Annotated in this window: 19 protein-coding genes; 10 read left to right on the plus strand and 9 right to left on the minus strand. The window is 59.6% G+C overall.

All coding sequences use genetic code 11. The features are described 5' to 3' along the window. Positions 1–207: 207 nt before the first annotated feature. The 9 genes from PSH66_RS26670 to PSH66_RS26710 all read left to right on the plus strand — a co-directional run bounded on the left by PSH66_RS26670 (position 208) and on the right by PSH66_RS26710 (position 10,771). Positions 208–1,215 (plus strand): SGNH/GDSL hydrolase family protein, encoded by a 1,008-nt coding sequence (locus PSH66_RS26670; protein ID WP_141063396.1) that lies wholly within the window; start codon positions 208–210, stop codon positions 1,213–1,215. Positions 1,216–1,395: 180 nt separating this feature from the next. Beyond that, positions 1,396–3,540, plus strand: coding sequence for an iron-containing redox enzyme family protein (locus PSH66_RS26675; RefSeq protein WP_305427969.1), 2,145 nt, complete (start codon positions 1,396–1,398; stop codon positions 3,538–3,540). 17 nt (positions 3,541–3,557) lie between these two features. Continuing rightward, complete coding sequence (locus tag PSH66_RS26680) at positions 3,558–4,601, plus strand: inosamine-phosphate amidinotransferase 1 (RefSeq protein WP_141063394.1); 1,044 nt, start codon at positions 3,558–3,560, stop codon at positions 4,599–4,601. Positions 4,602–4,614: 13 nt separating this feature from the next. Beyond that, positions 4,615–5,238, plus strand: coding sequence for a LysE family translocator (locus PSH66_RS26685; protein WP_003176390.1), 624 nt, complete (start codon positions 4,615–4,617; stop codon positions 5,236–5,238). 90 nt (positions 5,239–5,328) lie between these two features. Further along, the gene (locus PSH66_RS26690) at positions 5,329–7,170 is read left to right on the plus strand and encodes a carbamoyltransferase (protein WP_003176391.1); all 1,842 of its coding nucleotides are present in this window, start codon (positions 5,329–5,331) and stop codon (positions 7,168–7,170) included. Between the two features lie 203 nt (positions 7,171–7,373). Continuing rightward, complete coding sequence (locus PSH66_RS26695) at positions 7,374–8,693, plus strand: aspartate aminotransferase family protein (protein ID WP_305427970.1); 1,320 nt, start codon at positions 7,374–7,376, stop codon at positions 8,691–8,693. Positions 8,694–8,759: 66 nt separating this feature from the next. Beyond that, complete coding sequence (locus tag PSH66_RS26700; protein WP_003176394.1) at positions 8,760–9,362, plus strand: formyltransferase family protein; 603 nt, start codon at positions 8,760–8,762, stop codon at positions 9,360–9,362. Positions 9,363–9,442: 80 nt separating this feature from the next. Beyond that, positions 9,443–10,072 carry a LysE family translocator gene (locus tag PSH66_RS26705; RefSeq protein WP_003176395.1) on the plus strand — a complete coding sequence of 210 codons (630 nt, stop codon included), beginning with the start codon at positions 9,443–9,445 and terminating at the stop codon, positions 10,070–10,072. 87 nt (positions 10,073–10,159) lie between these two features. Then, a complete protein-coding gene (locus PSH66_RS26710) occupies positions 10,160–10,771 on the plus strand; it encodes a LysE family translocator (protein ID WP_003176396.1) in 612 nt (203 codons plus the stop codon). Positions 10,772–10,875: 104 nt separating this feature from the next. Here the strand turns inward: PSH66_RS26710 and PSH66_RS26715 are convergent, their stop codons facing one another. After that, entirely contained in the window at positions 10,876–11,391 is a 516-nt protein-coding gene (locus PSH66_RS26715) for a single-stranded DNA-binding protein (RefSeq protein WP_003176397.1), read from the minus strand. Positions 11,392–11,400: 9 nt separating this feature from the next. Beyond that, entirely contained in the window at positions 11,401–12,795 is a 1,395-nt protein-coding gene (locus tag PSH66_RS26720; protein ID WP_003176398.1) for an MFS transporter, read from the minus strand. 178 nt (positions 12,796–12,973) lie between these two features. On the opposite strand from PSH66_RS26720, the gene uvrA reads away from it, so the two are divergent. Next, positions 12,974–15,808 (plus strand): excinuclease ABC subunit UvrA, encoded by a 2,835-nt coding sequence (uvrA, locus tag PSH66_RS26725; RefSeq protein WP_305427971.1) that lies wholly within the window; start codon positions 12,974–12,976, stop codon positions 15,806–15,808. 64 nt (positions 15,809–15,872) lie between these two features. Here the strand turns inward: uvrA and bfr are convergent, their stop codons facing one another. The 7 genes from bfr to rpsM form a co-directional block, all read right to left on the minus strand. Beyond that, entirely contained in the window at positions 15,873–16,337 is a 465-nt protein-coding gene (bfr, locus tag PSH66_RS26730; protein ID WP_003176400.1) for a bacterioferritin, read from the minus strand. Positions 16,338–16,492: 155 nt separating this feature from the next. Continuing rightward, positions 16,493–17,941 carry a catalase gene (locus tag PSH66_RS26735; RefSeq protein ID WP_003176401.1) on the minus strand — a complete coding sequence of 483 codons (1,449 nt, stop codon included), beginning with the start codon at positions 17,939–17,941 and terminating at the stop codon, positions 16,493–16,495. 239 nt (positions 17,942–18,180) lie between these two features. Then, entirely contained in the window at positions 18,181–18,567 is a 387-nt protein-coding gene (rplQ, locus tag PSH66_RS26740) for a 50S ribosomal protein L17 (protein ID WP_003176402.1), read from the minus strand. Positions 18,568–18,608: 41 nt separating this feature from the next. Continuing rightward, positions 18,609–19,610, minus strand: coding sequence for a DNA-directed RNA polymerase subunit alpha (gene rpoA, locus PSH66_RS26745; protein ID WP_003176403.1), 1,002 nt, complete (start codon positions 19,608–19,610; stop codon positions 18,609–18,611). A 22-nt stretch (positions 19,611–19,632) separates the two neighbouring features. Then, on the minus strand, positions 19,633–20,253 hold the full coding sequence (gene rpsD, locus PSH66_RS26750) for a 30S ribosomal protein S4 (protein ID WP_003176404.1): 621 nt from the start codon (positions 20,251–20,253) through the stop codon (positions 19,633–19,635). Positions 20,254–20,271: 18 nt separating this feature from the next. Then, positions 20,272–20,661 (minus strand): 30S ribosomal protein S11, encoded by a 390-nt coding sequence (gene rpsK, locus PSH66_RS26755; RefSeq protein ID WP_002555466.1) that lies wholly within the window; start codon positions 20,659–20,661, stop codon positions 20,272–20,274. A 30-nt stretch (positions 20,662–20,691) separates the two neighbouring features. Then, positions 20,692–21,048, minus strand: coding sequence for a 30S ribosomal protein S13 (gene rpsM, locus PSH66_RS26760; protein ID WP_003210063.1), 357 nt, complete (start codon positions 21,046–21,048; stop codon positions 20,692–20,694). Positions 21,049–21,168 lie beyond the last annotated feature (120 nt).

Below are 21,168 nucleotides of genomic sequence, written 5' to 3' on the forward strand. Positions count from 1 at the left end.
GAGTTCTGCTGTATCTGCAATACACACCGTCGCCTTGGGATGATAGGCCCCAGAACAGTGCACAGGGCCTAGGACACGGTAGCCGCAAAATAACAAAGCAGCACAGTACGCACCAATTTTAAGAAATGCCCTACAAAACAGACGCCTGATAATTATCAACGCCAGGTGTTGGAAACTGCCCAGCGAATACCAAGGGGACCCAGCGCAATGACGGCAAGGATGACGCTCACACCGCAGATGGCCGAGTACGAACAGAAATTTACCGATGCCGGTGAAGTTCGATGGTTACCCTATTTGATGTACTTCCACCCGACTGACCATTGTTCTCCCGTGGTCAATACAGATTCGTCCGGTTTCCGTTATTCCGAGTCATTGGGCACCAGTTATTCAGTGATCGATGGCGGCAAGAATAACGGCCCGGTACGCCTGTTGGCGGGCAGCTCCACTGTATTCGGCATTGGCGCCAGCGCCGACAGCTGGACGCTGGCCTCGCGCCTGACGCACAACGACTCCCGTGGCCAACGCTGGATCAATTTCGGCGGTCGCAGTTTCAACTCCACTCAAGAATTGGTGCTGTTCACCCTGAACCGGCACCACCTGCCGCGGGTGGATGAAATCGTGCTGTTCTCCGGGTTCAACAACCTTGGCCTGGCGCGCCAGCCCCAGGCCTATCGGGGCGAACACGGGGCGTTTTTCAACTGCCATCAGTTTTTCGATGCCCTGACGCCGCAACAGCCGGCCGCCAGCCACTGGAGCCTGTCGAATCTGTTCGGCAAGCCTCAGGAGCCCGAGCAACCCGCGCCGCCGTCGATGCAGGAACAGATCGACTACGCCGCCAACCTGACTTTGCAGCATCTGGATATCTGGCGCGCCCTGGCGGCCGACATGGGGGCGAAGCTGACGTTCATCCTGCAACCCTTGGCCGGCTGGGTCCGCGAGACCGGCAGCGCCGAGGAAGAGCAACTGTTTGCCGAACTCGACCAGCTCGGCAACTTCACCGAGGTGTATGGCGACATCCTGCAAACCTCGGTGCGCGAAGCCTATGCCCAGCGCCTGCGCGAAGGGGCACAGGCGATGGGGGTGGGGTTTGTCGACATCACGCCATTGCTGGCCGAGGCATTGGCCCCGCAGGACTGGCAGTTCGTCGACCGTATCCACTTCACCGATGCCGGCAACGACCTGGTTTCAAAACTCATTCTTGACGTCACTCGCTGAAAAGGATTTGCACATGAAATCCATCAAAAAGTTTTTCCTGCGCCTGTTTGGAAAAAAGAAGAAAAAGCCTGATTCCTCCATTTATCCGATGTTCTGACGCGGCACTGCAAGGTAATGGCTATGGATGGCTCGGTTTTAACGCGGGTCCCCGCACACGACAGGTGGCGCGAACTCTATCGTTTGGCGCTCGACCCTGAATGTTTCCTGGATGCGGAGTATCTCGACAACCTGCTGGGTGACGACGGCGAGCCGGCGCAATTACCGCTGCTGTCGCGGCAGATTGACGCGTGGCAGCTGGAGCAGGCGTCGGCGTATGCCGGTGCCGCGGCCGCCGCGGTCGAACAGCACAACGCCCGCGCCTTTGCCCAGGCGCTGGCCATCTATTCGGCACCGCTGGCCTCGGTGCTGGGCTGCTGGCTGCAGGGCATGAGCGCGCCAGGGGTGTTTGAAGACCCCGCACAGTTGCGCTTGATGCAATTGTTCGCCCATGACGTCGGCGTCGGTTACCCGAACGCCTCCCGCGCCCATCATTTCAATGCGCTGTTGGGGCAGTTGCAGTTGACGACGTACGCCTTGGCCCCGGCGCAACTGGCGACCCTGCCGGACCTGAATGACGATGCGTTCGAACTGCCCGCGCTGTTACAGGCCTTGAGCCGGCGCAGCGATGCCTTCGGCGATGAACTCTGTGGTGTCGATTGGGCCTTGCGCGCCGTCGGGCTGTGCCCGGGCTGGGCAGCCATGGGACAGCTTGAAGGTCTCGCGCTGGAGTTGGGACGGCTGGACCTGAGCGCCGCCTTCCCTGGCCTGGAACCGGCCTCGCTGCGCCATATCAGCCAATGGGTCGCGCAGCGGATCATCGAGCAGGGCGAAGAACGCCAGGCCCGTCTGCTGCGCGGCGCCAACTGGTTGTTCGGCGCGCTGCGGCGCTGGAATGCGCGGCTGTATAACGCCTCGCTGACCGCCACCTCGCCCCAGCAGGCCATGGCGCATTTGATGCAACGCCTGGCCCGGGTTGGCGCGGTGTATCACCAGAATTACCTGATCGAAGGCCGCAGCCTGGCGCTGTGGCTTGAAGACGCGCAGCACGACCCGTTGCCCTTGCTGGACGTGCTGTCGCGCAGCCGCCTGATCGTGCCTGGTAATGCGAAAAAAAGCCTGCTGGTGACCAGCCTGGTCGCGCCGACCGGGCGCATGTTCCGCATCTTCAGTGAGGCGGACTTGAACGTGATCCGCCAGTGGATCGACTGGTTGCCCCAGGCGGGTACCACTGAGCAACTGCCGCGTCAGCCGATCGACAGTTGCGCCATGGCGGCCCGCCCGACTACAGCCAGCGCGGCCGACACCGGGCACTGGCCCCAGAGCCTGCGCGAGGCCTATTTTGTCTTGCAGGGGCGCGCGCTGCAGCCCACCACCCTGAAGTTCGCCCATGCCTATGTGAGCCGTTGGCTGGAGCGCTCGCGCCAATCGCTGAAAACGTCCGAGCGCCAATTGCCCGAGCAATGGGGCACCCAGGTGCTGCGCGGCTGGTTGCTGGACAAGCATGACCAGAACGGCCAGCAGTTCGATGACAGCGACCCGGCGCAAATCCCCAGCCGTGAAGAAATCGTCGAGTCGACCTTGCAACTGGCGCCCCTGACGCTGATCGACGGCGCGTGGCTGCAAGGCTTCACCGACGTGGGGCTGGCGTCGTCCCATGTGGGCTACACCTTGTTCCAGACCTATTGGGACGAATTGGGCAACGGCATCGAGGCGCTCAATCACCCGAAGATCTACCGCGATGGCCTGCGGGAAATGGATTTCGAACTGGCGCCTACCGGTAGCCGGGAATTTGCCGAAGACCCGCGCCTGTATGAAGAGTCCTTCCGCCTGCCGGTGTATTGGCTGTGCCTGGGCAAGTTGCCGGTGACGTTCATGCCTGAAATCCTCGGCATGAACCTGGCGATGGAATTATCCGGCGTGGGCGGCAGCTATCGCTCGGCACGGCGCTTTTTACGGCACTACGGGTTCAGCACGGCGTTCGTCGATCTGCACAACACCATCGATAACGTGTCCACCGGGCACTCGGCCTGGGCCGCCGATGCTATTGATGCGTACATGCGCTCGCTGACCAGCGCCGAGCAGGTCGCCGCGCAATGGCAGCGCGTGCGGGTGGGCTATGAGTCCCTGGCGCCGATGCCGGGCAAGTGGACCTCGATGCTGCGTCGATTGGGTCTTTCGTCCGCAGGCAATGTCCTTCCGCGTCCGGCACGTGCAGCAACGTCAAGCCGCTATCTGCATCACTTGCCGATCACCCGGGAAGTGCTGCTGGAAACCCACGAACCTTAACGCCACGAGGAACAATTATGTCTTTGGTAGAAGTGCATAACGAATGGGACCCCCTCGAGGAAATGATCGTGGGTGTTGCCCATGGCGCGCGCGTGCCTCGACCGGACAGGGGCCTGTTCGCCCTCGACTACAGCGAGCACCACGACTCGCCCCACGAGATTCCGTCAGGCCCCTATCCTGAACAGTTGATCGAAGAGGCCCAGGAAGATCTGGACGCCTTTGCAGCCTTCCTGGTCGGTCACGGGGTGACCGTGCGCCGGCCCAGGGAGACCTACCATGCCGCGCTGTTCGGCACCGCCGACTGGAAGACCGACGGCGAATACAACTACTGCCCCAGGGATGTCCTGCTGCCGATTGGAAAGACCATTATTGAAGCGCCGATGGCTTTACGCAGCCGTTACTTCGAACCGTTTGCCTACCGAGAACACCTGCAGGCGTACTTCGCCAGCGGCGCCAACTGGATTTCCGCGCCCAAGCCGGAACTGCCGGACAGCACCTACCGGGTCAACCCGCGTGAAGGCTCGATCATCGCCAACGATGAGCCGATCTTCGATGCGGCCAACGTGCTGCGCATGGGCCGCGACATTCTTTACCTGGTGTCGCGCAGCGGCAACCGCCTGGGCTACGAGTGGCTCAAGCGCGTGCTCGGCGATCAATACCGGGTGCACGCCCTCAGCGGCTTCTACGACGGTACGCACCTGGACACTACCATCACCCTGGTGCGCCCGGGGCTGGTGGTCTTGAACCCCGAGCGCATCGGCAAGGATCAGGTACCTGACGTGTTCAAGAACTGGGACATCATCTGGGCCCCCGACATGGTGGACACCGGCTACTGCTGGTCGTACCCGCGCGCGTCGATCTGGCAGGGCATGAACTTCATCATGGTCAACCCGTCGCTGGCGGTGATCAACGACCAGCAGGTCGCACTGATTCGCGCCCTGGAAAAACACCATGTCGATGTGGCGCCGTTGAAGATGCGCCATGCGCGCAGTTTGAGCGGCGGTTTTCACTGTGTGTCCGTCGACATTCGTCGACGCGGCACGCTGGAAGATTACCGTTGAGCAGGACGTGAGCATGCAGGCACTGGATTACTACTCGATTGTGTTGTTCGTGATCGCCACCTGCGTCACGCCTGGGCCGAACAACGTGATGTTGATGTCGTCCGGCGCCAATTTCGGCATGGGTCGCACCTTGCGCCATGTGGCCGGTATCAATATCGGCTTTCCACTGATGCTGGTGGCGGTCGGGCTGGGGGCCGGGGCGGTGTTCCGCCAGTACCCCTGGCTGCACGATGGCTTGCAGGTGATCGGCGCGCTGTACCTGTTGTTCCTGGCGTACCAGATCGCCAGTGCCCCGACCACCGATCTGGGTGACAAATCAGGCAAGCCTTTGGGGTTCACCGCTGCGGCGTTGTTTCAGTGGGTCAACCCGAAGGCCTGGGTGATGGCGGTGGGCGCGGTGCTGGCCTACACCTCGCCCTTGGGTTCGTACACGGTGCAGGTGTTCCTGATTGCACTGTTGTTTTTTTTGTTCGGTTCACCGTGCTCCATGGTCTGGGTGTTTTTCGGGCAGTACCTGCGGCGCTTCCTGACCCAGCCGCAACGTTTGAAGGCGTTCAATATCACCATGAGCCTGGTGCTCGTGGTGTCCTTGATCCCGGTTTTACGAAGCCTGCCATTCGCGCAATGGTGGTCTTGAAACGCAGAGAAAGGTTGCCCGGACGCCAGCAGATCGATTGGCACAGGCAACTCCACGGATTGGCGGAATGCGATGAGGATGCACAGTTAAATGGCTATTTATGTTTTAGGGATTTCTGCCTTCTATCACGACAGTGCGGCGGCCCTGGTCAAGGACGGCGTGCCCGTCGCTGCCGCCCAGGAAGAGCGCTTCACCCGCGTGCGCCACGACCCGGCGTTCCCGGCCCAGGCGATTGCCTACTGCCTGGACGCCGAGGGCATCACCCTGGCTGACCTGCAGGCAGTGGTCTACTACGAAGACCCCCAGGAAAAATTCTCCCGGGTGATTTCCTCGTTTGCCAGCGGTGGCATCGGCGGCGCACGTACGTTCATCAATGCGATGCCGGAATGGATTCGCTGGAAGTGGAACGTGCTCAAGTTCGTCGACGAGCAACTTGAAATCATGGGCCGGGGCAAGGCACCACGCACCCAGGCCTCCCAGCATCACCGTTCTCACGCGGCGGCGGCGTTTTACCCCTCGCCGTTCAAGAACGCTGCGGTGTTGTGCATCGACGGTATCGGCGAATGGCATTCGACCACCATCTGGCACGGCCAGGGTTCGCAACTTGAACTGAAAAACTCGATCTCCTACCCCCATTCCGTAGGCTTGCTGTATTCGGCCATGACCTACTATTGCGGGTTCAAGGTCGACTCCGGCGAGTACAAGCTCATGGGCCTGGCGCCGTATGGCCAGCCGATCTACGCCGACAAGATTCGCGACGAACTGATCAATATCCGCGAGGACGGCTCGTTCACCCTGAACATGAAGTACTTCGAGTACCTGCGCGGCGAGCGCATGGTGGGCGAGGCCTTTGAGGCGCTGTTCGGCGGGCCGATCCGTCAACCCGAAAGCCCGATCTCGCAGCGCGAGTGCGACTTGGCCGCATCGATTCAAAAGGTCACCGAGGAAGTGGTACTGGGCCTGGCCACCGCCGCGGTCAAGCAGACCGGCGAGCGCAACCTGTGCCTGGCCGGTGGCGTGGCGTTGAACTGCGTGGCCAACGGTGTGCTCAGCCGCTCGGGGCGTTTCGATTCGATCTGGATCCAGCCGGCGGCCGGCGATGCCGGTTGTGCCCTGGGGGCGGCGCTGGATTTTGCGGTCAAGCACAGCGGTCGTCCGCACCTGGATGGCAACAAGTCCGACGCCATGAGCGGCAGCCTGCTGGGGCCGGGTTTTGGCGACGAAGAAATCGCCCAGTTCCTGCTGGAAAACCACTACCCCTTTACCCGCTACGACGACGCCGGGCTGTATGACCAGGTCGCCAGTCGCCTGGCCGACGGTGCGGTGGTGGGTTGGTTCCAGGGGCGCATGGAGTTTGGCCCACGGGCCTTGGGCGCGCGTTCGATTCTCGGCGATGCGCGCAACCCCGAGATGCAGCGCACCATGAACCTGAAGATCAAATACCGCGAGTCGTTCCGCCCCTTCGCCCCGGCCGTGCTGGCCGAAGACGCCGGCAACTATTTCGATATCTGCGAAAAAAGCCCGTACATGTTGATGGTCGCGCCGGTCACCGACTCGATCAAATCCCAGCAGTCGCTGCAAGAAGGCGGCCCCGAGCGGGGCTTGGGCAGCATCAACCATATTCGCTCGCAGTTGCCGGCGGTGACCCACGTCGACCTGTCGGCGCGGGTGCAAACGGTGACCGAAGAAAACAACGCACCGTTCACCTACCTGCTGCGCAGTTTCAAGGAGCACACCGGCTGCTCGGTGTTGGTCAACACCTCGTTCAACGTGCGTGGCGAACCGATCGTGTGCACGCCGCAGGAAGCGTACGCCTGCTTCATGCGCACGGAAATGGACGTGCTGGTTCTGGGCCGCTACGTGCTTGAGCGCCCCGCCCAGCCGGCCTTCGTCGAGGCCGTTGACTGGCGCAGCGAGATCCCGCTGGACTGATCCCCACCCCCTTCACTCTTTGGAGCTTTTACCGTGCTGAGATTTCTTGCGTTTTTGATGTTTATCGTTGTGTTGCTGCCCATCGGGCTGACGCGTTCGGTGTTTCATTCGTCCCGTTTCGGGCGGCGCTTTCACCAGGCGCCGACGGCTTGGGATCACTCCGTAAGTAACCCGTAAGGCCAATCGCCCAAGGAACCGCGCGCATGTCAAAAGTGATTTACAAAAATCTCAACACCTCGCCGATCCTGGCGGTCGGCGGCGCAGGGGTGTGGCTTGAGGATGCAACGGGCAAACGCTACCTCGACACCTGCGGCGGTGTCGCGGTGTCGAGCCTGGGCCATGGCCATCCGCGTATCGCAGCGGCATTCGAGCGCGAAGCGAAGAAACTGGCGTGGGCGCACGCGGGCAGCTTCACCACCGCCGCCGCCGAGGAACTGGCCGAACGCCTGGTGGCAGCCAGTGGCGGCCTGGCGCGTGCGCAGTTTTTATCCGGCGGCTCGGAGGTGATGGAGCTGGCGATGAAAATCGCTTACCAGTACCAATGCGAGCGCGGCTTGCCTGAAAAGTCGTTGTTCATTTCCCGCCGGCAGAGCTACCACGGCAGCACCCTGGGCACCTTGAGCATCTCCGGTAACCCGCAGCGCCAATCGGTGTTTGGTCAACTGTTCGCGGCGGCCGAGTTTGTCTCGCCATGCTACGCCTACCGTGATCAACGGCCCGACGAAAGCGAAGAGCAGTACGCCACGCGCCTGGCCGATGAACTGGACGCCAAAATTCGCAGCCTGGGCAGTGAAAACGTCGCGGCGTTCTTTGCCGAGACCGTGGTGGGCTCCACCAATGGCGCGGTGCCTGCGGTGCCCGGTTACTTTCGCAAGATCAAGGCCGTGTGCGAGCGTCACGATGTGCTGCTGATCCTCGATGAGGTGATGGCCGGCATGGGGCGTACCGGGCAGCTGTTCGCCTACGCCGACGACGGCATCGTGCCGGACATGGTCGCGGTCGGCAAAGGCCTGGCGGCGGGCTACATGCCGATCTCGGCGCTGTTGATCAGCGACCAGGTGCACTCGGTAATGGCCCGTGGTTCAGGCGTGCTGGGCAACGGCCAGACCCACGTCAACCATCCGCTGGCCTGTGCCATTGCCTTGGAAGTGCAACAAGTCATCGAGGACGAAGACCTGCTGGCGCAAGTGCGCCAACGCGGTGAGCAATTGCGCGCCTGGCTCAGGGAAAGCCTGGCTGACCTGGATATCGTCGGTGATGTGCGCGGGCGCGGGCTGTTCGTGGGCGTCGAGTTTGTCGAGAGCCGCGCCACCAAGGCGCCGTTCAAGGGCGGCGGCGCGTATGCCGCGGCGCTCAAGCAAGAGGCGTTGCGGCGCGGCCTGTTGATCTATCCCGGCAGCGGCACCGTGCAGGGAACGCACGGCAATCATGTGCTGTTTGCACCGCCGTTTATCACCAGCGAAGGGGAGCTGGGGCAAATGGTCGAACGCTTCAACGCAGTGGTCAGGGCTGTCGCGTACTAGCGACAGCGCGGTCTTGACGGGGGGCGGGCGTTGTCACCCACATTACCTGGAAATGGAGAAGTGAAGATGCAGACAATCGAGCCATGCAAGGACAAGGTCCTGCTGTCGGTGTGCACCATGGACTGGTGCGATCACGGCGTGGAATTCGCCAAGACCGTATTCTCCAACCTTGAGGTGTTTTGCTGGGACCCGGGCGATCCCTATCCTTACCATCTGGATAACTGGGAAGGCGATTGGATCATCTCCTACCGTGGCGACTTCATTTTTCCGCCGAGCATCTACAAGAATGCCCGCAAAGGCGCGATCAATCTGCACCCGGCACCGCCCAAGTACCGGGGCCTGGGCAGCCAGCATTACGCGATCTACTACAACGATGAAACCTACGGCTCGACCTGCCATCACCTGGCCCCTTCGGTGGACAGCGGGCAGATCATCAATGTGGCGCGTTTCAACGTCGCACCCGCCGAGACGGCTTCATCGTTGCGCTTGCACGTAGGTGCCTATTGCCTGCAGCAGTTCATCCACCTGCTCACCGACTACATCCTGCTGGGACGGCCACTGCCGGTCTCGCCGGAAAATTGGGGCGAGCGCCTGTACAAGCAATCGGAACTCAAGCCCTGGATGGAGAAGATCCGCGCCCAGGAGCCGGATCATCGTTGCTTCAAATAGCTTTTTCTTGGCCGTCACTTCAAGCCACGGGTGGCTTGAAGTGCTCACTGCGCGCTGGCGCGACGGGTATGAGTGCATCTATGTTTGAGTTTTCGAGTTTTGCAGCGGCACTGGGGGTCTACGTGATCGGCACCGCCAGCCCTGGCCCGGGCAACCTGGCCATCGCCAACACCTCCTTGAACTACGGGCGCACACCGGGCCTGGCGTTGGCGGCCGGGGTGATTTCCGGGTCGTTGTGCTGGGGCGCGATGACCGCCGCAGGCGTGTCGGCGTTGTTGATGTCCAACACCCAGATCATCCTGTGGTTAAAAGTGTTCGGCGCCTGCTATCTGTTTTTCCTGGCCTGGAAGTCGGTGCGCAGTGCGCTGGCGCACAACGCCACGACGGTAGCCAAAGTACGGGAAAAGCAGACGCGCAACCTGGGCTTCTATTTGCAGGGGTTGGGCATTCACCTGACTAACCCCAAGGCGGCCTTGACCTGGTTCACGGTGACCACCGTGGGCCTGAGCGTCAACGCGCCGGCCTGGGCCAGTTTCGTGCTGGTGGCGGCCTGTGCGCTATTGGGTTTCCTGATTTTCTGTACCTACGCCTTAGCGTTTTCCGCCCATTCGGCAGAACCGTTTTTCACCCGGACGCGCAAGTCCTTCGGGCTGATTTGTGCAGCGTTCTACTCGATGGTTGCCATTGGTTTTCTCAGTTCGTTGTTCTGACTCCAACTACAAGTGGCCACACTGCACCTGTATCCCGCGCTGTCCGGGTGGCAGGTAAGCGCGAAGGCCCGTTTCCAGGAAATATCCATGTCCTTGTCGTTTGATTTAATGCTGGCGTTTGCTTTGTTTGCGTTTGTCACTTCCGTCACCCCTGGCCCCAATAACGCCATGCTGTTGGCCTCGGGCGTCAACTTTGGCTTCCAGCGCACCATCCCGCACATCCTGGGTATCAGCTCCGGGTTCCTGGTGCTGGTATTGGCCGTGGGGCTTGGGCTGGGTGCAGCCTTTACCGCCTATCCGGTGCTCTACACCGTGCTGCGCTATGCGGGCGCGGCTTACTTGCTGTACCTGGCATGGAACATCGCCCGTTCCGGCCCGGCATCAGAAGACACCGAAGGTAAAGGCAAGCCCCTGGGGTTCTGGGGCGCAGCGGCGTTTCAGTGGGTCAATCCCAAGGCGTGGGTCATGGCAATTGGTGCGATCAGCACGTACACGCCCTTGCAGGGCTACACCATGAACGTGGTGATCATCGCTACGGTGTTCGCTCTGATCAACGCCCCAAGCGTGGGGGTATGGGCGGGGTTCGGCAGTGTACTGCGCAACGTGCTGCGCAACCCGCGCTGGCTGCGCATGTTCAATTTCGGCATGGCGGCGTTGCTGGTGATTTCGCTGTATCCGCTGCTGCAGCATACGAGTTGATCCCAGGCACGCAGTTGTTACTTCACAAAAATCTGTGGCCATAAAAAAAGCGAAGCCAGATTAATGGCTTCGCTTTTTTATGGGTTACGGTACTGAAAGCTGCGTTAGAACGGAATATCGTCATCAAAGCTGTCGAAATCCGGCGCCGGTTGCGCAGCGGCCTGCTGGGGCGCTGGACGCGACTCACGCTGTGGCTGCTGGCTTGGCTGTGGACGCGACTGTTGTGGACGCGGTGCCGAGTTGGACATGCCACCCTGCCCCTGTTGGTCGCCCTGTGGACGGCCGCCCAGCAGTTGCATGGTGCCTTGCATGTCGACCACGATCTCGGTGGTGTAACGCTTGATGCCGTCTTTTTCCCACTCGCGGGTTTGCAGTTTGCCTTCGATGTAGACCTGCGAACCTTTGCGCAGGTACTCACCAGCGATCTCTGCAACCTTGCCGAACATCGACACACGGTGCCATTCGGTCTTCTCGACCTTCTGGCCGGTCTGCTTGTCGGTCCACTGTTCGCTGGTCGCCAGACTCAGGTTGGTCACGGCGTTACCGTTGGGCAAGTAGCGAACTTCGGGATCCTGGCCGCACGTACCGACCAATATGACTTTGTTAACCCCACGGGCCATAACGTTCTCCTAAGCTGGGCGCGCTGTCGGCACTGGGTTGACCAGTTGCTCGAGCGTCGCGCGATCCAATAATTCGGTGTCCAATTTGATGTAGATGGCGGCTTCTTCAGCAACAACCACGGCATCGGTAACCCCAGCGACGGCCTTGAGGCGCTCGGCCAAGCCAGCTTCGCGAATCGCTTCGGGCGATAACGGCAAGCGCAGACTCGTCACATAGGGAGGTTCGCGCATGGTAACAGCAAAGGCGAGCCAGAGGGCAGCCAGACCTGCGCATCCCAGGAACACAACCGACAAACCGCCATGCTGGAACATCCAGCCACCCATGATGCCGCCCAGTGCGGAGCCCAGGAACTGGCTGGTGGAATACACCCCCATCGCCGTGCCCTTGCCACCGGCCGGTGAAACTTTACTGATCAGCGAAGGCAGCGAAGCCTCCAGCAGGTTGAACGCGGTGAAGAACACCACCGTGCCGATCACCAGCGCCCGCAAGCTGTCGCCGAACTGCCAGAAGAATAGTTCAGTGAGCATCAATGTCGCGACGGCGCCCAGCAAAACTCGTTTCATTTTGCGTTTTTTCTCGCCATAGATGATGAACGGGATCATGGCGAAGAACGAAATCAACAGCGCAGTAAGGTAGACCCACCAGTGCTGTTCCTTGGGCAGACCGGCTTTTTGTACCAGCGCCAGGGGCAAGGCGACGAAGCTGCACATGAGCATCGCGTGTAATACGAAGATACCTAAATCCAGACGCAGCAGGTCGGGGTGCTTGAGCGTCGGCAACAGCGCCTTGCGCGCCACACCGGACTCGCGATGCTGCAGGGTGCCGGTGGAACGCGGCACCATGAAGGCCACGATCAGGATACCGATCAGCGCCATGCCGCCGGTGGCGAGGAACAAGCCATGCAAGCCGAACGCGCGCGTCAGCAGCGGGCCGACCACCATGGCGACGGCAAACGACAGGCCGATGGTCATGCCGATCATGGCCATGGCCTTGGTGCGGTGCTGTTCGCGGGTCAGGTCCGACAACAGCGCCATCACCGCAGCAGAAATCGCCCCGGCACCCTGCAGGATACGTCCGGCGATCACGCCCCAGATCGAATCGGCCTGAGCGGCGAGCACACTGCCGAGGGCGAACACGATCAGCCCCAGGTAGATCACCGGGCGCCGGCCGATGCGGTCGGAAATGATTCCGAACGGAATCTGAAAAATCGCCTGGGTCAGGCCATAGGCTCCAATCGCCAGGCCGATCAGTGCCGGGGTCGCGCCGGCGAGGTCCATGCCATAGGTCGCCAGTACCGGCAACACCATAAACATGCCCAGCATACGGAAGGCGAACACCAGTGCCAGACCGCTAGCTGCTCGGGTCTCGCCGCTACTCATGCGTTCGCTGTGGGGATCGTGCATGGAAAAACCTCGTGTGAACCGGCGGCGATTCTACCAGTCCCATCGATTGAGAGGGTATATGCGGCGCTTTGCCGCGCAGCTTTCATGTAAGGCTGCACCCGGCACTTTGACAGTGTATATTCATCCAGTCTTCCGTCGTATACTCCCGCATTATTTATGCCCGCCGTGCGAGGCCATCTTGGACAAGATCCTGATTCGTGGGGCTAGAACCCACAACCTGAAGAATATCGACCTGACCCTGCCGCGGGACAAACTGATCGTCATCACCGGCCTGTCCGGCTCCGGCAAATCGTCCCTGGCGTTCGACACGCTGTATGCCGAAGGTCAGCGTCGCTATGTGGAATCGCTGTCGGCCTATGCCCGCCAGTTCCTGTCGATGATGGAAAAGCCCGACGTCGACACCATCGAAGGCCTGTCGCCGGCGATTTCCATCGAGCAGAAGTCGACCTCCCATAACCCGCGGTCCACCGTGGGCACCATTACCGAAATCTACGACTACCTGCGCCTGCTGTATGCGCGGGTCGGTATCCCGCGTTGCCCGGACCACGACATTCCGCTGGAAGCCCAGACCGTCAGTCAGATGGTCGATCTGGTGCTGGCCCAGCCTGAAGGCGCCAAGTTGATGCTGCTGGCACCGGTGATCCGCGAGCGCAAGGGCGAACACCTTTCGGTCTTCGAAGAACTGCGTGCCCAGGGTTTTGTGCGCGCGCGGATCAACGGCAAACTGTATGAGCTGGACGAGGCGCCGAAGCTCGACAAGCAGAAGAAGCACTCCATTGATGTCGTGGTCGACCGCTTCAAAGTGCGCGCCGACCTGCAGCAGCGCCTGGCGGAATCGTTCGAGACCGCGTTGAAGCTGGCGGACGGCATTGCCCTGGTAGCACCGATGGACGACGAGCCCGGCGAAGAGATCATCTTCTCCGCGCGCTTTGCCTGCCCGATCTGTGGCCATGCCATCAGCGAGCTGGAACCCAAGCTGTTTTCCTTCAACAACCCGGCAGGTGCCTGCCCGACCTGCGATGGCCTGGGGGTAAAGCAGTTCTTCGACATCAAGCGTCTGGTTAACGGTGATCTGACGTTGGCGGAGGGCGCGATACGTGGCTGGGACAGGCGCAACGTTTATTATTTCCAGATGCTGGGATCGTTGGCCTCCCACTATAAATTCAGCCTCGAAGTGCCGTTCAACCAACTGCCGGCGGATCAGCAGAAGGTGATTCTCAACGGCAGCGGCTCGCAGAACGTCGACTTCAAATACTTGAACGACCGCGGCGATATCGTCAAACGCTCGCACCCGTTCGAAGGCATTGTGCCGAACCTGGAACGGCGTTACCGCGAAACGGAATCGGCCAGCGTGCGCGAAGAGTTGGCGAAATTCCTCAGCACCCAGCCCTGCCCGGATTGCCGGGGTACTCGCCTGCGTCGCGAGGCACGGCATGTGTGGGTGGGTGAGAAAACCTTGCCGGCAGTGACCAACCTGCCGATTGGCGATGCCTGCGAATACTTCGGTGTTCTCAAGCTGACCGGACGTCGCGGGGAAATTGCCGACAAGATCCTCAAGGAAATTCGCGAGCGTCTGCAGTTCCTGGTGAACGTGGGCCTGGACTACCTATCGCTGGATCGCAGTGCCGATACCCTGTCCGGCGGCGAAGCACAGCGTATTCGCCTGGCCAGCCAGATTGGTGCTGGCTTGGTCGGCGTGCTGTACATCCTCGATGAGCCGTCGATCGGCTTGCACCAGCGCGACAATGATCGACTCCTGGGCACGCTCAAACATTTGCGGGATATCGGCAACACCGTGATCGTGGTCGAGCACGATGAAGACGCGATCCGCCTGGCGGACTACGTGGTCGATATCGGCCCGGGCGCTGGCGTGCATGGTGGACACATTGTCGCCGAGGGCACACCCGCCGAGGTGATGGCGCATCCGGATTCGTTGACCGGCAAGTACCTGTCCGGCCGTGTGAAAATTGAAGTGCCGGCCAAGCGTACGCCACGCAAAAAGAAGATGGCGTTGCACCTCAAGGGCGCGCGCGGCAACAACCTGCGCAATGTTGACCTGGAGATTCCATTGGGCCTGCTGACGTGCGTGACCGGTGTGTCGGGGTCGGGTAAATCGACACTGATCAACAACACGCTGTTTCCATTGAGTGCAACCGCCCTCAACGGCGCGACCACCCTGGAAGCGGCGGCGCACGATAGCATCAAGGGCCTGGAGCATCTGGACAAGGTGGTCGATATCGACCAGAGCCCGATTGGCCGGACCCCACGTTCCAACCCGGCGACCTACACCGGCTTGTTCACACCGATTCGCGAACTGTTCGCCGGTGTGCCGGAGTCCCGCTCTCGTGGGTACGGGCCTGGCCGGTTCTCGTTCAACGTCAAGGGTGGGCGATGCGAAGCGTGTCAGGGCGATGGCCTGATCAAGGTGGAGATGCACTTCCTGCCGGACATCTACGTGCCGTGCGATGTGTGCAAGAGCAAGCGCTATAACCGCGAAACCCTGGAGATCAAATACAAGGGCAAGAGCATCCACGAGACCCTGGAGATGACGATCGAAGAAGCTCGCGAGTTCTTCGACGCGGTTCCCGCGCTGGCGCGCAAGCTGCAGACGCTGATGGACGTGGGCCTGTCATATATCAAGCTGGGGCAATCGGCGACCACGTTGTCTGGTGGTGAGGCGCAACGGGTGAAGCTATCCCGTGAGCTGTCCAAACGCGATACCGGCAAGACTCTGTATATCCTCGATGAGCCCACCACCGGGCTGCACTTTGCGGATATCCAGCAATTGCTGGACGTGCTGCATCGACTGCGCGACCACGGCAACACAGTGGTGGTCATCGAGCACAACCTGGATGTGATCAAGACGGCCGACTGGCTGGTGGACCTGGGGCCGGAAGGTGGTTCCAAGGGTGGCCAGATCATTGCGGTGGGCACGCCGGAGCAGGTCTCCGAGATGCCGCAATCGCACACCGGTTATTACTTGAAACCATTGCTTGCTCGCGATCGGGCCTGATTCCCAGCCCCATGAAAAAGCCCCTGTCACCTCACGGCGACAGGGGCTTTTTCGTAGCGGGTGGTCAGAACTGCGATTGCAGGTAGTTCTCCAGACCAATCAGCTTGATCAGGCCCAACTGCTTTTCCAGCCAGTAGGTGTGATCTTCTTCGGTGTCATTCAACTGTACCCGCAGGATTTCCCGGGTGACATAGTCATTGTGCTGCTCGCAGAGCTCGATGCCCTTGCAGAGTGCGGCACGCACCTTGTACTCAAGGCGAAGATCAGCAGCGAGCATGTCAGGCACTGTGGTGCCCACATCCAGATCGTCGGGACGCATACGCGGCGTGCCTTCGAGCATCAGGATGCGACGCATCAGAGCATCGGCATGCTGCGCCTCTTCTTCCATTTCGTGGTTGATACGCTCGTAGAGCTCGGTAAAGCCCCAGTCTTCGTACATACGCGAATGGATGAAATATTGGTCACGAGCTGCCAGTTCGCCCGTCAGCAACGTGTTGAGGTAATCGATTACGTCGGGGTGACCTTGCATCGCCCTACATCTCCCTGCTTGAAAGTCTGTAGTTTGAACCATGCTGACTCTGAGGTCACGGGACTAACGGCAGAAAAGTGAACATTTCCGGAGAAAAGTAGCTGAAATAACGCAAAAACCGCCCAAATGAGGGCGGTTCTGCTTATCGTTTAGAGTCAGTTAAGCGATACACCCAGTGCCTTTGCGATTGCTTCTCCGTACGCAGGATCGGCCTTGTAGAAGTGCGCCAACTGGCGCTGGACCACATCGCTGGAAACCCCACCCATCGCACCGGCGATGTTATTGGTGAGCAGGGCTTTCTGCTCATCGTTCATCAGGCGGAACAGCGCACCGGCGTGGCTGTAGTAATCAGTGTCTTCGCGGTGATCATAACGATCAGCGGCGCCGCTCAGGGCCAGGGCAGGCTCGGCGTACTGTGGAGCTTGCTTCGGTGCATCGGCGTAGCTGTTTGGCTCGTAGTTGGGCGTTGCACCACCGTTGCTGCCAAATGCCATGGAACCGTCGCGCTGGTAGCTGTTCACTGGGCTAAGCGGGGCATTCACCGGCAGTTGCTGGTGGTTGGTGCCAACACGGTAGCGGTGGGCATCGGCGTAGGCGAAGACGCGACCTTGCAGCATGCGGTCAGGCGACAGACCCACGCCAGGAACCATATTGCTCGGGCCAAATGCAGCTTGTTCCACTTCAGCGAAGTAGTTTTGCGGGTTGCGGTTGAGCTCCAACTCGCCGACTTCCATCAACGGGAATTCCTTCTGCGACCAGGTTTTGGTCACGTCAAAGGGGTTCTCGTAGTGAGCATTGGCCTGGGCTTCAGTCATGATTTGGATACAGACGCGCCATTTTGGGAAATCACCACGCTCGATCGCCCCGAACAGGTCGCGCTGGGCGTAATCAGGATCGGTACCCGCAAGACGTGCAGCCTCAGCCGGCGCAAGGTTCTTGATGCCCTGCTTGGTCTTGTAGTGCCACTTTACCCAGTGACGCTCGCCCTTGGCATTGATCAGGCTGTAAGTGTGGCTACCGAAGCCGTGCATGTGACGATAACCGTCTGGAATGCCACGATCCGAAAACAGAATGGTGACCTGGTGCAGCGCCTCTGGGGAGTGCGACCAGAAGTCCCACATCATCTGCGCGCTTTTCAGATTGCTTTGCGGCAAACGCTTTTGGGTGTGGATGAAATCAGGAAACTTCAACGGGTCGCGGATGAAGAACACCGGTGTGTTGTTACCCACGATGTCCCAGTTACCCTCTTCGGTGTAGAACTTCAAAGCGAAGCCACGTGGGTCGCGCTCGGTATCCGCCGAACCGCGCTCACCGCCCACCGTGGAGAACCGCAGGAAGGTCGGCGTTTGTTTGCCAACGGCGCCAAACAGCTTGGCGCTGGTGTACTGGGTAATGTCTTGGGTGACGGTGAATGTACCGTAGGCACCCGAGCCTTTGGCGTGTACCCGACGCTCCGGGATATTTTCACGGTTGAAGTGGGCCAGCTTCTCGATCAGGTGAAAATCGTCGAGCAACAAGGGACCGCGCGGACCGGCGGAACGGGAATTCTGGTTATCCGCAACGGGCGCGCCGCTGGCGGTAGTAAGGATTTTATTTTGGCTCATGCTCAATTTTCCTCAGGTCGGGCTTGGATCTGCCGGCTAATCGGCTTGGAGGGGAGTATTGACCATTAACATGACGCCTACAAATTCATTAAATTGCAGGCTTCAATAGAAAATAACTACCAACAATCCCAGTTCCTATAGTGCTGATGTCTATCTGAGGAAGCTTGTACAAATCGCGCTTTTGTTACGCGCACAAAAAACCGGGCGCTAGGCCCGGTTCTTCGTTGCAGCTTGTCGTCTTACTCGGCGCTTACAGCTTCGCCGGCAGTAGCACGATCAACCAACTCGACGTACGCCATAGGCGCGTTGTCGCCAGCGCGGAAACCGCACTTGAGGATGCGCAGGTAGCCACCCTCACGGGTAGCGTAACGCTTGCCCAGGTCGTTGAAGAGCTTACCAACGATAGCTTTCGAACGAGTACGGTCGAAAGCCAGACGGCGGTTAGCCAGGCTGTCTGTCTTGGCCAAAGTGATCAGCGGCTCAGCAACGCGACGCAGTTCTTTAGCTTTCGGCAGTGTAGTTTTGATCAGCTCGTGCTCGAACAGCGACACCGCCATGTTTTGGAACATGGCCTTGCGGTGCGAGCTGGTACGGCTCAGGTGACGACCACTTTTACGATGACGCATGGTTCATTCCTTACCAAACTCACGTTCGGTGATTACGACGATCAGGCAGTCGCCTTGTCGTCCTTCTTAAGACTTGCAGGCGGCCAGTTGTCGAGGCGCATGCCGAGGGACAGACCGCGGGAGGCCAGAACGTCCTTGATTTCAGTCAAGGATTTCTTGCCCAGGTTCGGAGTCTTCAACAGTTCTACTTCGGTACGCTGAATCAGGTCGCCGATGTAGTAAATGTTTTCCGCCTTAAGGCAGTTAGCCGAACGTACAGTCAGTTCCAGATCGTCAACCGGGCGAAGCAGGATCGGATCGATCTCGTCTTCCTGCTCGATTACCACTGGTTCGCTGTCACCTTTGAGGTCGACGAACGCAGCCAACTGCTGTTGCAGAATGGTTGCAGCGCGGCGGATAGCCTCTTCAGGATCCAGAGTACCGTTGGTTTCCAGATCAATAACCAGCTTGTCCAGGTTAGTACGCTGTTCGACACGGGCGTTTTCCACCACGTATGCGATACGGCGAACCGGGCTGAACGAAGAGTCAAGCTGCAAGCGACCAATGCTGCGGCTTTCGTCTTCATCGCTCTGACGCGAGTCGGCCGGTTCATAACCACGACCACGAGCTACGGTGAGCTTCATGTTCAGGGCGCCATTAGACGCCAGGTTAGCGATTACGTGATCGGGGTTAACGATCTCGACATCATGATCCAGCTGAATATCGGCAGCGGTAACCACCCCCGAACCCTTCTTCGACAAGGTCAGCGTAACTTCGTCACGGCCGTGCAGCTTGATAGCCAGACCTTTAAGGTTCAACAGGATTTCAATTACGTCTTCCTGTACACCTTCGATGGCGCTGTACTCGTGGAGCACACCGTCAATCTCGGCCTCGACTACTGCACAGCCGGGCATTGAGGACAACAGGATGCGGCGCAGCGCGTTGCCCAGGGTGTGGCCAAAACCACGCTCGAGAGGCTCGAGAGTGATCTTGGCGCGGGTTGGACTGACAACCTGCACATCAATGTGGCGGGGTGTCAGGAACTCATTTACCGAAATCTGCATGGATGCACCTATTTTCTAGCCCTTACTTGGAGTAGAGCTCGACAATCAGGCTTTCGTTGATGTCGGCGGACAGATCACTGCGAGCTGGAACGTTCTTGAAAACGCCCGACTTCTTCTCAGTGTCTACTTCTACCCATTCTACGCGGCCACGTTGGGCACACAGATCGAGAGCTTGGACAATGCGAAGTTGGTTTTTAGCTTTCTCGCGAACTGCGACCACGTCACCAGCACGAACCTGGTAGGACGGAACGTTTACGGTCTGACCGTTAACGCTGATCGACTTGTGCGATACCAGCTGACGGGATTCGGCACGAGTCGAACCGAAGCCCATACGGTATACAACGTTGTCCAGACGGCATTCGAGCAGTTGCAGCAGGTTTTCACCGGTTGCACCTTTCTTGCCAGCAGCTTCTTTGTAGTAGCCGCTGAACTGACGCTCGAGAACGCCGTAGATACGACGGACCTTCTGCTTTTCACGCAGTTGGGTGCCGTAATCGGACTGGCGACCGCGGCGTTGGCCGTGGATACCAGGTGCTGCTTCAATGTTGCACTTCGATTCGATCGCGCGCACGCCGCTCTTCAGAAAGAGATCGGTGCCTTCGCGACGAGCGAGTTTGCATTTTGGACCAATGTAACGAGCCATTCTTTACAATCTCCTGGATTACACGCGGCGCTTCTTCGGCGGACGGCACCCGTTGTGCGGGATTGGCGTCACGTCGGTGATGCTGGCGATCTTATAGCCACAGCCGTTCAAAGCACGGACAGCAGACTCACGACCTGGACCTGGACCTTTGACGTTAACGTCGAGGTTTTTCAGGCCGTATTCCAGCGCAGCTTGACCAGCACGTTCAGCAGCTACTTGAGCAGCAAACGGGGTGGACTTGCGGGAACCGCGGAAACCCGAACCACCGGAGGTAGCCCAAGAAAGCGCGTTACCTTGACGGTCGGTGATGGTCACGATTGTGTTGTTAAAAGACGCATGGATGTGGGCGATGCCATCAACCACTGTCTTTTTAACTTTTTTACGAGGACGAGCAGCAGGTTTTGCCATGATAATTTTCCTGTCGATTCGCGTGGGCGATTACTTGCGGATCGGCTTACGCGGACCTTTACGGGTACGCGCGTTAGTCTTGGTACGCTGACCGCGCACTGGAAGACCACGACGATGACGCAGACCACGGTAGCAACCGAGGTCCATCAAACGCTTGATTTTCATGTTGATTTCGCGACGCAGGTCACCTTCAGTGGTGAACTTCGCCACTTCGCCACGCAACAGCTCAATCTGCTCGTCGCTCAGATCTTTAATCTTTGCGGCTGGGTTTACCCCAGTATCTGCGCAAATTTTCTGCGCAGTAGTGCGACCAACACCATAGATGTAGGTCAGCGAGATAACAGTGTGCTTGTTATCTGGAATGTTAACGCCTGCAATACGGGCCATTCAGTGGGACTCCAATTGACAGCTACCTACGCCCCGGAAGCCAAGAAATAGGGCGCGAGATAATATCGCTGTAATAACAAATAATCAACCCGGCAGCGCACTAGCTGCCGGGCTTCAAGC

It is taken from the genome of Pseudomonas sp. FP597 (assembly GCF_030687435.1).
GTDB classification, from domain to species: Bacteria; Pseudomonadota; Gammaproteobacteria; order Pseudomonadales; family Pseudomonadaceae; genus Aquipseudomonas; species Aquipseudomonas lactucae.